The 12,642-nt window shown below is 39.9% G+C and carries 13 protein-coding genes and 1 tRNA gene; 6 read left to right on the top strand and 8 right to left on the bottom strand.

Going from position 1 to position 12,642, the window contains the following annotated elements; all coding sequences use genetic code 11:
* Positions 1-153 precede the first annotated feature (153 nt).
* The 3 genes from murA to ESZ48_RS09685 form a co-directional block, all read right to left on the bottom strand.
* Positions 154-1,464 carry a UDP-N-acetylglucosamine 1-carboxyvinyltransferase gene (murA, locus tag ESZ48_RS09695; protein ID WP_129017212.1) on the bottom strand — a complete coding sequence of 437 codons (1,311 nt, stop codon included), beginning with the start codon at positions 1,462-1,464 and terminating at the stop codon, positions 154-156.
* A gap of 6 nt (positions 1,465-1,470) precedes the next feature.
* Positions 1,471-2,118, bottom strand: a complete 648-nt coding sequence (locus ESZ48_RS09690) for a DUF4290 domain-containing protein (RefSeq protein WP_129017211.1) — start codon at positions 2,116-2,118, stop codon at positions 1,471-1,473.
* Positions 2,119-2,407: 289 nt separating this feature from the next.
* Positions 2,408-2,701 (bottom strand): DUF493 family protein, encoded by a 294-nt coding sequence (locus ESZ48_RS09685; RefSeq protein WP_129017210.1) that lies wholly within the window; start codon positions 2,699-2,701, stop codon positions 2,408-2,410.
* Positions 2,702-2,793: 92 nt separating this feature from the next.
* Between ESZ48_RS09685 and ESZ48_RS09680 the strand changes: the two genes are divergently transcribed.
* The 5 genes from ESZ48_RS09680 (at position 2,794) to ESZ48_RS09660 (ending at position 7,730) form a co-directional block, all read left to right on the top strand.
* Complete coding sequence (locus tag ESZ48_RS09680) at positions 2,794-3,333, top strand: AAA family ATPase (protein WP_129017209.1); 540 nt, start codon at positions 2,794-2,796, stop codon at positions 3,331-3,333.
* A gap of 2 nt (positions 3,334-3,335) precedes the next feature.
* On the top strand, positions 3,336-5,240 hold the full coding sequence (locus ESZ48_RS09675; RefSeq protein WP_129017208.1) for a RecQ family ATP-dependent DNA helicase: 1,905 nt from the start codon (positions 3,336-3,338) through the stop codon (positions 5,238-5,240).
* A 386-nt stretch (positions 5,241-5,626) separates the two neighbouring features.
* Positions 5,627-6,580 carry a methionyl-tRNA formyltransferase gene (gene fmt / locus ESZ48_RS09670; protein ID WP_129017207.1) on the top strand — a complete coding sequence of 318 codons (954 nt, stop codon included), beginning with the start codon at positions 5,627-5,629 and terminating at the stop codon, positions 6,578-6,580.
* A 194-nt stretch (positions 6,581-6,774) separates the two neighbouring features.
* On the top strand, positions 6,775-7,047 hold the full coding sequence (locus ESZ48_RS09665) for an HU family DNA-binding protein (protein WP_129017206.1): 273 nt from the start codon (positions 6,775-6,777) through the stop codon (positions 7,045-7,047).
* A 122-nt stretch (positions 7,048-7,169) separates the two neighbouring features.
* A complete protein-coding gene (locus ESZ48_RS09660) occupies positions 7,170-7,730 on the top strand; it encodes a YqgE/AlgH family protein (protein WP_129017205.1) in 561 nt (186 codons plus the stop codon).
* On the opposite strand, the gene ESZ48_RS09655 is transcribed toward ESZ48_RS09660, so the two are convergent.
* From ESZ48_RS09655 to ESZ48_RS19660, 3 genes are all read right to left on the bottom strand, one after another.
* Entirely contained in the window at positions 7,727-8,572 is an 846-nt protein-coding gene (locus tag ESZ48_RS09655) for an aminotransferase class IV (protein ID WP_129017204.1), read from the bottom strand. The two genes, ESZ48_RS09660 and ESZ48_RS09655, sit on opposite strands and share 4 nt — an antisense overlap.
* Before the next feature lie 62 nt (positions 8,573-8,634).
* Entirely contained in the window at positions 8,635-8,964 is a 330-nt protein-coding gene (locus tag ESZ48_RS09650) for an START-like domain-containing protein (RefSeq protein ID WP_262707974.1), read from the bottom strand.
* Positions 8,933-9,025: an START-like domain-containing protein gene (locus tag ESZ48_RS19660; protein ID WP_262707973.1), complete on the bottom strand. Its 93-nt coding sequence runs from the start codon at positions 9,023-9,025 to the stop codon at positions 8,933-8,935. The genes ESZ48_RS09650 and ESZ48_RS19660 overlap by 32 nt, the downstream gene beginning before the upstream one ends.
* A 238-nt stretch (positions 9,026-9,263) precedes the next feature.
* On the opposite strand from ESZ48_RS19660, the gene ESZ48_RS09645 reads away from it, so the two are divergent.
* Positions 9,264-9,337, top strand: a tRNA-Met gene (locus ESZ48_RS09645).
* A 58-nt stretch (positions 9,338-9,395) separates the two neighbouring features.
* Here the strand turns inward: ESZ48_RS09645 and ESZ48_RS09640 are convergent.
* Positions 9,396-10,604 carry an exo-beta-N-acetylmuramidase NamZ family protein gene (locus ESZ48_RS09640; RefSeq protein ID WP_129017203.1) on the bottom strand — a complete coding sequence of 403 codons (1,209 nt, stop codon included), beginning with the start codon at positions 10,602-10,604 and terminating at the stop codon, positions 9,396-9,398.
* Positions 10,605-10,834: 230 nt separating this feature from the next.
* On the bottom strand, positions 10,835-12,514 hold the full coding sequence (locus tag ESZ48_RS09635) for a glycoside hydrolase family 10 protein (protein ID WP_129017202.1): 1,680 nt from the start codon (positions 12,512-12,514) through the stop codon (positions 10,835-10,837).
* Positions 12,515-12,642: the final 128 nt, after the last annotated feature.

Here is a 12,642-nt window from a genome sequence, read left to right as displayed (position 1 = left end):
ACAAAAACTTTTTATGTTGATTTTATAAGAAAGAATTGTTGGTGGGAAACACCAACAATGGCATGAAGAGAAAAACACCAACAATGGCATCATTATAAAAAAATGCCTCAAAAGTTCTGAGGCATTTCTATTTATATTTTACATGAGTTGTGCTTAGCTCAATCGCGTAATCTTGGCACCTATCGCACGCAAACGTTCATCAATACGCTCGTACCCACGATCAATCTGCTCGATATTATGTATGGTGGATGTCCCTTTAGCTGATAAAGCAGCAATCAAGAGTGAAATCCCAGCTCTAATATCTGGCGAGGTCATTGTGGTTGCTTTTAAGGACGATTTGAAATCGTGACCTATGACGGTAGCACGATGCGGATCGCAAAGAATGATTTTTGCACCCATATCAATCAATTTATCCACAAAGAACAAACGGCTTTCAAACATTTTTTGATGCACCAAAACAGCGCCTCTGGCTTGTGTGGCAATCACCAACACAATACTCAACAAATCTGGCGTAAACCCAGGCCACGGAGCGTCGGCAACCGTTAAAATGGAACCATCTATATAACTTTGAATTTCGTAGCCATCCTTATGAGCAGGAATATAAATATCATCACCATCTCTTTCAACGGTAATCCCAAGTTTTCTGAAGACATTAGGGATTTGTCCCAAGTCATCCCAACTCACGTTTTTTATGGTCAGTTCACTTTTGGTCATGGCAGCCAATCCTATCCAGCTTCCAATTTCAATCATGTCCGGCAACATTCTATGTTCCGTGCCGCCCAAAGCGTCCACGCCATCAATAACCAGCATATTGGAACCCACACCACTGATTTTGGCGCCCATTCGGTTCAGCATTTTACACAGCTGTTGTAAATAAGGCTCACATGCCGCATTGTAAATAGTGGTCGTGCCCTCGGCTAGAACCGCAGCCATCACAATATTGGCGGTCCCTGTTACAGAAGCTTCATCCAAGAGCATATATGCGCCTTTTAATCGGTCGGCTTCCACCCCATAAAAATGGTCTTCGCGATTGTATCGGAATTTTGCGCCTAGATTTATAAAGCCTTCAAAGTGGGTGTCCACTCTTCGGCGTCCAATTTTATCACCTCCAGGCTTTGGGATATACCCTTTTCCGAAACGTGCCAAAAGCGGTCCTACAATCATTATAGAACCACGCAAACCTTTCCCATCTTCTTTAAATTCAGCAGATTCAAGGTATTTCATATTCACTTCATCCGCTTGAAAAGTATAAGAACCAGAACCAATTTTTTTGGTTTTGACGCCTAATTTCTCTAAAAGTGAAATCAGTTTATTGACATCAACGATGTCTGGAATATTATGAATGGTGACGATTTCTGGAGTGAGCAAAACAGCACATAATATTTGTAGTGCTTCATTTTTTGCGCCTTGAGGTTGGATACTTCCTTTTAATTGATGACCTCCTTCAATTATAAATGTTGACATGTATAGTTAGTAGCGTTTTCTATTACGGTTGGTAGTACTTTTTTTAGGGTGTGCTTTCTTAGTGCTCGAAGAGTATTTCTTTTTATTTCTCATCAACGTAGTGACGTCAGATAAGTCTTCATCTTCTTCCTTAAGATTGATTTTTCCTTCAGACAATTCATATAAGTGATTAAAAATAACATCATCTTCCACAGTGTCCTTGTTCCAGTTTAAGAAACATTTTTTCATGTGGTTGGCAATGGTATAAATTAAAGCCTCTTTTAAATCGCCGTCTTCCCATGTGTTGGCAACATCAATCATTGTTTTGATATTATTGCCGTAGAAACGGTATTTTGGGAAGTTTTGTGGATATTTTAAAGGTTCAGGGTGTGCCTGTAATTCTTCTCTTAAAGGTTTAGGATATGGAGAATCTACGTCCAAATCAAAATCCGCCATAATAAATAGCTGATCCCATAGCTTATGCTGAAAATCGGGAACATCCCTTAAATGTGGTTGTAGATTGCCCATAACAGAAATTATGGCCTTAGCAACCTTATTGCGTTCCTCTTTTGTTTCGCGCTCTTTGGCGTAATTGATCATCTTTTGCATATGTCTTCCATATTCAGGAATGATCAAATGTTCGCGCTCGGTATTGTATTCTAAATTGTCTATCAAAATATTAATGTGTAGTATTAAATGTTATGCATCGCAGTACTTTGTGCATGTCTGCAAAATACGAAAAAAAATAAAGAAAGTTTAATTGTGCTGTAAAAGTTTCGTAAAAATCAGTCTTCAGCTGGCAGTCTTCGGTTTTCAGTCTCAGTTCTCAGTCTCAGGCGCAGATATCAGTCATAGGTCATCCGTTATCGGTCTTCCGCCATCGGTCATCCGTCATCAGTCATCCGTCCTCACCCATAACTCAAAACTAAAAAACTCTCACCTCTACCAACTCCCCACTAAACCCTTACAACGAAATAACCCCCTCCACCTTCTCCGTCACTTCCTTATATTTTTCAATAACATGTTCAGGAGTGAGCATCTGCAAATTAATGGACACACTGGTATATTTTCCGTTTTTCGAAGGTTTGGTTTTTATTACTGCTCCCATATTATCAAAAATATTTTCTATTTCCGCAATTTTACGGTTATCTGATAATACGATGAATTTGTAAAGGTATTCTGATGGCCAACTTGCTGTTGCATATAGCTGCGATCGTAATTTATCGTAAAATTCGTCTTGATTTTTCTCTGTACTCATAATGGTTCTTATTCATCTGCAAAGATACATTTTACTTTACATTTTTTAATTTCTATTATAATTACGATTTTTGCAGCCAAAACCCTGCCAAATTGAACACTAAAAAGATTGTTATTACTGGAGGTCCAGGAACTGGAAAATCATCAATAATAAACGAATTAAAAAAAAGAGGACACATTTGCTTTGAGGAAATCTCAAGACAAGTGACGCTCGAAGCCAGGGAAAATGGGATAGAACAGCTATTTCTAACTCAGCCCTTGCTCTTTAGCAAACTACTTTTAGAAGGAAGAATCAAACAATTTACTGAAGCGAATACCTACGAAAATACGACCATTTTTCTCGATCGTGGCCTTCCTGATGTTTTGGCCTATATGGATTTTTATGGCAGCGACTATCCTGAAAGCTTTGTCCAAGTCTGCCAGAACAGTTGCTACGACACTATTTTTATCGTAACACCTTGGCCCGATATATTCCAAAGTGACAATGTCCGCTATGAAACTTTCGAACAGTCGGAGCAGATTCATGAACAGCTCATGATCACCTATAAAAAATTCGGATACCATTTGATTCCTATTCCTTTTGATACTGTAGAAAAACGCGCAGACTTCATTATAGATTCCTTAAATTTATAGCGATGTCACATCCTATAATCATTTTAGAACGCTATTGGCACCATACCTCCTTCCGGCCGTTGCAAGAAGAGATAATCAATGCGGTCTTAAATAACGAAGACACTTTTGTATTACTGCCAACCGGCGGTGGAAAATCCATTTGCTTTCAAGTTCCGGCATTAGTGAAAGACGGCATTTGTATTGTAGTCTCTCCGCTAATTGCCTTAATGAAAGACCAGGTAGATCAACTTAAGGCTAAGGGCATAAAAGCGATGGCTATTACCAGTGGCATTCCCTACAACACCTTAGATACCCTTTTGGACAATTGCATCTATGGCAATTACAAATTCCTGTACCTCTCTCCTGAACGCTTACAACAAACCTTGGTACAGGACAGAATCCAACAAATGCCGGTCAATTTAATTGCGGTTGACGAGGCACATTGTATCAGCCAATGGGGAAATGATTTTAGACCTGCCTACAAAAACATTGCGGTGTTGCGCCAATTACATCCATCTGTCAACGTGATTGCCCTTACAGCAACGGCAAAACCTAAAGTGGTACAAGAAATCATGGCAGAATTGGACTTTATGGCGCCAAAGGTCTTTCAAGCCTCGTTTAAAAGGCCAAACATTGCCTATATGGTTTTGGATACCAATGATAAGCATTATAAAATTGAACAGATTCTAAAAAAATATCCAGGTAGGTCCATTATTTATGTTAGGACACGGCGTGCAACCTTAGAGATTTTTTCCTTTTTGGAATCGAAGGGGATTTCAGCGACTTATTATCACGGTGGGATTAGCAGCAAAGAAAAAAATGACCATTTGGAACAATGGACCAACAACCAAAAAACGGTGATGGTCGCCACGACCGCCTTTGGAATGGGCATTGATAAAGCGGATGTCAAAACCGTCATCCATATCAATTTGCCAGAAAGTCTAGAAAGTTACTACCAAGAAGCTGGACGGGCAGGCAGGAATGGGGAGAAAGCCTTTGCGGTCATTTTAAAAAATGCGAGCGATGAACAGCACCTGAAACATCAGTTTTTAAGCACTTTGCCCTCCGTCGATTTTATAAAGCAAGTGTACCGTAAATTATGCAACTATTTCCAGATTTCTTATGGTGAAGGCCACTTGACGCAACATCAGTTTAATTTTAATGCCTTCTGTAAAACCTACGGATTCCCTACAAGCACTGCTTATAATGCTGTCCAACTACTGGACAGCAACAGTATTATTAGCCTTTCCCAACAATTCAATTACCAAACCAAACTTCAGTTCCTGATACCAAGTCCGGCGCTATTTGGTTACCTGAACACGCATAAAAATTTCGAACCTGTTATTAAGGCTATTTTGCGCACTTACGGTGGCATTTTTGAACATCAACTGAAAATCAATCTCAATTTGGTTTCTGAGAAGTCGAATATAAATGAGAACCAAGTCCTAAATATTCTTCAGCAATTGGATAAGGATGGCGTTGTGGAGTTTCAACACTCCAATACCGATTCTGAGTTGACCTTTTTACAACCTCGGGAAGATGACAAGACCATCAACAGAATTGCAAGTATCATTGAACAGCAGCAACGTTTGAAAGAAGATCAAATTGATGCGGTCATTGGTTATATTTCTGATGAAGAGCAATGCAAAAGTATTCGGCTTTTGGAATATTTTGGTGAGAAGAACAGCACCCCTTGTGGCATTTGTTCCGTTTGCATTTTAAAAAAGCCAAAAACCAAAAAGTCGTCTACAAAAAGCATTTCTAACGACATTATTTTACTTTTGGAAAATCAACCTTTAAGCTCAAGGGCATTGGTTGAGCAGATGCAACATTCAGAAAACGAAATTCTGGAAACCCTTCAACTCATGCTTGCCAACAATATCCTGGAGGTTACCGCTAACAATTCGTACAAAATAAAACATACATGAACCGAGCATGCTAAAAACTTCAACACCGAGTGGAATAATTATTTGCGAACTACATGCCTGTGCTGAGCGAAGTGGAATTATGATTGGTGAACTTGTAGAAGTATGGTAGCTGAGCTTCTCGAAGTATGGTTGCTGAGCTTGTCGAAGTATGGTTGCTGAGCTTGTCGAAGTATGGTTGCTGAGCTTGTCGAAGTATGGTTGCTGAGCTTGTCGAAGTATGGTTGCTGAGCTTGTCGAAGTATGGTTGCTGAGCTTGTCGAAGTATGGTTGCTGAGCTTGTCGAAGTATGGTTGCTGAGCTTGTCGAAGTATGGTTGCTGAGCTTGTCGAAGTATGGTTGCTGAGCTTGTCGAAGTATGACCATTAAAAATCAATAAATTTAAGCACATGAAAAAGAATGATTTAAGAATTGTATTTATGGGCACGCCAGAATTTGCGGTGGCCACTCTAAAACTATTGGTTGAAAACGATTATCAGATTGTAGGTGTCATCACAGCACCCGACCGACCAGCGGGTCGTGGACAAAAACTGCACCAGTCTGATGTGAAAACATATGCCCTTTCACAAAACTTAAGAATCCTTCAGCCCACCAATTTAAAAGATGAAGGATTTCTATCCGAACTAAAATCATTACAAGCCAATGTACAGATTGTGGTTGCCTTTAGAATGTTGCCCGAGGTGGTCTGGAGAATGCCATCCTACGGCACTTTCAATCTCCACGCTTCCCTTCTACCCGATTACCGGGGTGCTGCTCCAATACATTGGGCGGTAATCAATGGCGAGAAAAAAACGGGTGTGACCACCTTCTTTATCGATGATAAAATTGACACGGGCGCCATCATCCTGCAAAAAGAAGTAGCCATTAAAGACGACGAAACCGTAGGTACCTTACATGATACTCTACAAAGTATAGGAAGTGAATTGGTCATTGACACTTTAAAACTGATAGAAAGCGGAAAGGTCAAGACGACGATCCAACCCAAAGTGGAACAGCCAAAAACGGCGTACAAACTCAATAAGGACAATAGTCAAATTGACTGGACTAAAGATTTGGATGCCATCTACAACAAAATCAGGGGTCTGAATCCGTTTCCTGGAGCTTGGAGCTATCTTAAAACGAAGGATGGGAATTTAACCGTGAAATTATTTGGTGTTTCTAAAGAGAGCATCTCCCATTCAGAATCGGTTGGAACGCTCATTTCGAACAAAAACGAGTTAAAAGTCGCAGTCAAAGGAGGTTATCTTTTTATCAATGAAATGCAGCTCCCTGGGAAGCGAAAAATGGATATCAAGTCGCTATTGAATGGTTTCAATTTTTCCGAAGATGACAAAATGCTGTAAACCCTTATGAACATTGATATTGCAACAAATCCATTGAAAGGCATCCGGTTTATTAACAAATGGCCAAAGTTATCAACAAAAATTCGCATTTCCCTTGTCATTACTTGCGTAAACGAATATTCCGTATAATTTTGTATGAGGATTTGACAAAATGTTATCTCAACTATTTATTTAATAATTAAAATTATAATTTTATGAACAAAACAGATTTAATCAATGGAATGGCTGAAAATGCTGGTATTACTAAAGCAGCGGCAAAAAAAGCATTAGATTCTTTATTAACTGATATTGAAGGTTCTTTAAAGAAAGGCGATAGAGTATCTTTAGTAGGATTTGGATCTTGGTCAGTTTCTAAAAGATCAGCAAGAGAAGGAAGAAACCCACAATCAGGTGAGACTATCCAAATCAAAGCTAAAAACGTAGTAAAGTTTAAAGCTGGTTCAGATTTGAGCAGCGCTGTAAACTAAGATCACATTAGATATATTTAAAAGTCCACTCACAGTCGAGTGGACTTTTTTTGTGAAATTTTTAACAAATCTATTGGTTTTTCAGAAAATATGTTTTAGATTTAATTACAAAATCATGACTTATGATTATAATTAAGCCCGAAAAGGGACACCTTCTGATAGCCGAACCCTCCATTATTGGTGATACATCTTTTAATCGCTCTGTTATTTTACTGGCAGACCATACCAGTGAAGGATCCGTAGGTTTTATATTAAATAAACCTTTAAAATACACCTTAAAAGACTTAGTGCCAGACACAAAAGCCGCGTTTAAAGTATATAATGGCGGTCCTGTTGAACAGGATAACCTCTATTTTATACACAAAATTCCAGACTTAATACCTGAGAGCATTGAGATTTCTTTGGGTATTTATTGGGGTGGCGATTTTGATGTGGTACTAACGCTCATTAATAACGGACAGATCAAACGTTGCGATATTCGCTTTTTTCTAGGGTATTCTGGATGGGAACCCTCTCAATTGGAAAGTGAATTGGAAACCAATTCCTGGATCGTTACTGAAAACATCTACAAAAAAGCCATTATTGAGAAAAAGGACGACAGTTTTTGGAAAGAAAAGATGTTGGAATTAGGTGGCGAATACAGCATTTGGTCAAATGCACCCGAAAACCCCAATTACAACTAAGAGAGCCTAATCTTTGTATTGAGTTTTTCTATGAGCAGTTTTGAAACCTCTGCTGTAAATTCTTTTTTTCTATATTTTGTAATTGGCTGAATTCCAACAATACAATTGGTTATAAATAATTCATCGGCCTTTTGAAGTTCAAATGGCGAAATAGAAGTTTCTTCTAAAACATAGCCCTCAAGCTTTTCAACCAGCTCCATAATTTGCTTTCTCATAATACCTTTTAGGCATCCTTCAGACAATGGTGGCGTTTTAATCACTCTGTCTTTCACCAAAAACAAGTTTCCATTTAATGCCTCAACCACTGTTTTATCCGTATTTAACAGCAAACAGTTCTCAAAATTATTTTCCTTGGCAAAAATACTTCCCAAGATATTAATGTTCCTGTTGTTGCTCTTTAAGGTTGACAACAGACCGGGAGCCACATAAAAATCCTTGAATAATTCCACCGTGTAGGCATCTGTATTTAAATCAAAAAAATCAGAGGCCAATCTTTCCGTGAGGATATTATAACCGATATCATTGGACGACGGCGTATACTTTCCGCCTTCCACCCGATGGACATTCATGCGTACCCTTGCTGTAGCCTTCAATAATTGATTGGCGTCAACCGTCTTTAAGATTTCACTTTCTATGAATTCCATGGTAAAATTCATAGGGATTTCCATCCTCAAAATTCGCATGGAAGCCATTAATCTAAAGTAATGATCTTCCCAAAACAGGATTTTTCCATGAACTACCTTAATGGTTTCAAAGAGAGCATCGCCATAGGCATACCCTCTATTTTCAAGAGACAATAAATTTGAAGAAGCGTTGTGAAGGGTACCGTTAAAATTAACCATAAAAAAAGTCTCGAAGTTTTTAAAAATCGAGACAAATATACTATTTATAAAAAAGAGTCCGCCTAAGCAGAGCCTAAAACCTGCTTTAAATCGGAGATTTGATTTTCCCAGAGCATTTTAGCTTCTTCCACTTCATCTTCATCGATAAAATCAGTAACTATAATTGACACGTCTTTAGTAATCTCATCCACCTGTATTCTGATTTCAAAATAATAAGAGTCGCCTTCATCCTCATCAACCATCCATCTGAATTTGATGCGCTCACCACTTTTTTTACTGAGTAACTTTGCCTTCTCTTCGCTATCATTCCATATAAAGGTAAACAACTCCCCGCGTGAGTTTACGTTGTCTGCAAACCACTCAGATAAGCCTGACGGCGTCGATATATTGATATAAAAGTTGAGGAGATGACTGAATGGGGAACTCCAATTCAAATTTAATTTTTTCTTGCATAGATCTATTTTGTTAACTCGCTCAATATAGAATTAATTGTTTAGTTTAAAGACAAATTGACTAAAATAATTTTATCGAATTTTTATGGTTTTAATGTTTGGTGAGATTAATATTGTTTTTATATTTGCAGCCTTAAATTATGGCACTACGGCCTTATGGGTTGTCAGTCCAAACCGAAGTCAGCTTCGAAAAGGAAACAGTGGATACACTATCTGGTGGGAGTTATAAAATAAGTAATGGCGAGGTAGCTCAGTTGGTTAGAGCGTCGGATTCATAACCCGGAGGTCAGGGGATCGTGCCCCCTTCTCGCTACTTGATAATAAAGCAGCTACATTTTTGTAGCTGCTTTTTTAATTTTACGTGTGCTGCTTCACGGATATAGCAGATACTTTAAACGCATTTTCTTATAGGCGTTTAATTCAGGTTCCCAACCGGCCCTGATTGTTGCCATAGGGATATCATCAATGATTTGCTGCCTAAAATCGCCACGTCCAATCTGGATTTCGATGCTGTTCATTTGATTGCTCAGTTTGGAGTCAAAAAACTGTTCTTTATTTGGATGCGCTTTGTAGAGTTCTTTTATCCAATCAAAATTTATTTGTTTTCGTTCCCTTAACAGCGCCGTGTCATAGTTGCGTAAATCAATTCCGTAGCATACGTCATCCATAAATAGTGGTGTCTCGGCCATCCCTTTGATTCCCGTTGGTGTAAAGCTGAAATCATAAATACCTTTATAGGCTGGACTGCCCAAGACCGCAAACGGATGATAAGTACCCCTGCCGTGATTGATGTAAATCCCTTCAAACATGCAGAGACTAGGATATAATAAAACGGACTGTTGCGTATTTAAGTTTGGGGACGGGGGAACCGGAAGCACATAAGGCAAATCGTGATCATAATTGGCCACGGGAATGATTTGGATTTCTGCTTTGACCGCATCTTTCAACCAGCCTTCACCATTAGCCATCAAGGCAAACTCTCCTACGGTCAAGCCGTGGGCCATGGGAATGGGAAACATCCCAATCCCCGATTTATACTTCATGTCGAGCACGGGACCGTCAATTAAATACCCATTGGGATTGGGACGATCTAAGATCAATAAGGGCTTATTATTCTGTTGACAAGCTTCCATTAACCGCGCCAAGGCATTGATGTTGGTATAAAAGCGGACGCCCACATCCTGTAAATCATAAATAAGAATATCGACATCCTGAAGATCTGCATCACTTGGCTTATTTTTCTTACCGTATAAGGAGATGATCGGAATTCCGGTGGCGGGATCAATGGCATCTTCCACTTTTGCGCCCGCGCTGGCATCGCCTCGAAAGCCATGCTCAGGTCCGAAAACCTTAACAATGTTGACCCCCAATTGACTTAAGCTATCTACCAGATGTGATTTGCCGATAATCGAGGTCTGATTGGCCAAAATGGCAACCCGTTTGTTCTTTAATAAGGGAAGGTATAAGTGCGTTTGCTCGGCACCAGTCTTTATTTCTTGATTTTCTATTGGAACGCGACCAGGTAATACCGAGGTGGCGTATATAAACACGGCTAGAAGGGCCATTATAATTGTTTTCATAATTTATGGTTACCGATTGAAAATAAAGGTAATGAAAATAATGAAATAGTCACCTCGGGCACTAACATCTTCTTGAAAAACGCATCCATTTCTCTCCTCCCTCACGCTGGTAAAAGCCTACAGCAAGCACTTGCTGGCTCATGAAATGGGCATTTCAAAAAAGGAATTTATTTCAGATCAGTTGTCGAAATATGCCAACCCAGCGTTTTCCCAAAAGTCAGTTGACCGATTTAAAACGCCCCAAACAATTTTGCTCCTATTTCAATGTTGTGGAAGCTACTCTGATTTCCAGTTTTATCTACGGCAGTGACACCTACGACCAACAGTGGCTCCCTATGCCCCAATATTTCTGAATAAAGAGGTAATTGGATGGTGGTTTTCTTACTGTCCAAAATCACATAATCCCAGTCGCCCGCATATTTATAGAAGACCACCCAATTGAAAACAGATGGGGATTCTGGATGACTCCAAGTAATCGATACATTGTCTCCCTCAATGGTGGTGCCTACTATAGGCGCCTCAGGCAGTGTTGTATGGAGCCACGGACTTGCGGGCACTAAGGCCTGTTTTTTGTACGGTCCATCCACCAAAGCTCTTGACAAGTTTGGATATTTCAACAGCGGACTAATACTCCAATGTGCGGTGCCCTTACTCTCGGCACCCGTGCTACGCGTTAACATGATCTGATTGATGGTTTCATCCACATTGGCGGCATCGCCACCATAATCAATTCGAATTCCAGGCCATAAATGACGGTTCTGAGTATTTTCACTTTCCCACCATCCCAGTAATGCCGGAAAACTCTGACCTACTTGATTGATTTTCCAATACAGCTGAGGCGTAAAATAATCAATCCACCCTTCGTTCAACCACAGCTTTGCATCTGCATACAGTTCGTCGTATTGGTCCATGCCCAAAACGGATTCTGGGTACCCAGGGCGCCAAATTCCAAACGGACTGATGCCAAACTTTACTTCTGGCTTTTCAGCTTTAATTTCTTGATAGATGCGCTTCACAAAGCCATTCACCGCAGCTCTTCGCCAATCGGGTTTGGAAAGCTTTCCTCCTGCTTTTAAATAATGCTGGTAACTTTCGGCATCGGGGAAGTCCTTTCCGCCGTTATAAGACGCATAAGGATAAAAATAATCATCAAAATGAATCCCATCCACGTCATATCTTTTCAAAATGTCCATCACGACCGCTGCAGAATGGTCTTGTGTGGCTTTCTTTGAAGGATCCATCCACCACATGCCATTTTTTAAAGGCACCATAAGCTCCGGACGTGATTTCACCAAAGATTTTGGCACCACTGCACCGCCTGTACTGTGATGCGCCCGATACGGGTTCAACCAAACATGCAGTTCCATGCCCCTGTCGTGGGCCGCCTCTATCCAAAACTGCAACGGATCATACAACGGTGATGGTGCTTTCCCCACTTCTCCCGACAGAAAGAAAGACCAAGGTTCCAAATGACTTTGATATAACGCGTCTGCCTGAGGTCGGGCTTGAAAGATCACCGCATTATAATTGTGGGCTTTTAAGAAATCCAATAATTTTATAGCTTCATCCTTCTGTTGTTGTGTAGACAGCCCAGACTTACTTGGCCAGTTGATGTTCGCCACGGTCGCAATCCACGCCGCCCTAAATTCGCGCATAACATAAGGACTCTGTTTGAATTGTGGTACTACTTCTGCATAGGTTTCGGCTTTAATTTCCTCTTTGATCTCTTTTGCAACCTCCACTTTAACTTCTTTTTTGATTTCAGGACGTGGCGGTTTAGGCTTTGCCACTACCCTTGGCACATCCCTTTTTGGAGGTGCAGGTCTTGAGACCACTTTGGGGGATTTACAAGAATGCAGTGCGACAACAAAGAAAAGAAGTAGCAAAACAGATTTCATTTTGAAAGACATAGACTTAGGACTTATAATTCGGCAAATTTTAAACTTTAAATCCAGCATTCAAAATGTATTAACAAAAAGAACACGACATAAATTTAAAGCTCAAAGCCAATGTTTTGGGATGATGTGGGGATGGGCGT

Origin of the sequence: Gelidibacter gilvus (assembly GCF_004115975.1) — a bacterium.
GTDB classification, from domain to species: domain Bacteria; phylum Bacteroidota; class Bacteroidia; order Flavobacteriales; family Flavobacteriaceae; genus Gelidibacter; species Gelidibacter gilvus.
The sequence above is the reverse complement of the archived record's forward strand: the minus strand, read 5'-3'. Positions and strand labels throughout refer to the sequence as shown.

Excerpts from the sequence above, each read along its gene's own strand:
- fmt (WP_129017207.1), top strand. The coding sequence starts at position 5,627 with ATGAAAAAGAATGATTTAAGAATTGTATTTATGGGCACGCCAGAATTT.
- ESZ48_RS09675 (WP_129017208.1), top strand. The coding sequence starts at position 3,336 with ATGTCACATCCTATAATCATTTTAGAACGCTATTGGCACCATACCTCC.
- ESZ48_RS09640 (WP_129017203.1), bottom strand. The coding sequence starts at position 10,604 with ATGAAAACAATTATAATGGCCCTTCTAGCCGTGTTTATATACGCCACC.
- ESZ48_RS09655 (WP_129017204.1), bottom strand. The coding sequence starts at position 8,572 with ATGGTTAATTTTAACGGTACCCTTCACAACGCTTCTTCAAATTTATTG.
- ESZ48_RS09660 (WP_129017205.1), top strand. The coding sequence starts at position 7,170 with ATGATTATAATTAAGCCCGAAAAGGGACACCTTCTGATAGCCGAACCC.
- murA (WP_129017212.1), bottom strand. The coding sequence starts at position 1,464 with ATGTCAACATTTATAATTGAAGGAGGTCATCAATTAAAAGGAAGTATC.
- ESZ48_RS09665 (WP_129017206.1), top strand. The coding sequence starts at position 6,775 with ATGAACAAAACAGATTTAATCAATGGAATGGCTGAAAATGCTGGTATT.
- ESZ48_RS09685 (WP_129017210.1), bottom strand. The coding sequence starts at position 2,701 with ATGAGTACAGAGAAAAATCAAGACGAATTTTACGATAAATTACGATCG.
- ESZ48_RS19660 (WP_262707973.1), bottom strand. The coding sequence starts at position 9,025 with ATGCAAGAAAAAATTAAATTTGAATTGGAGTTCCCCATTCAGTCATCT.
- ESZ48_RS09635 (WP_129017202.1), bottom strand. The coding sequence starts at position 12,514 with ATGTCTTTCAAAATGAAATCTGTTTTGCTACTTCTTTTCTTTGTTGTC.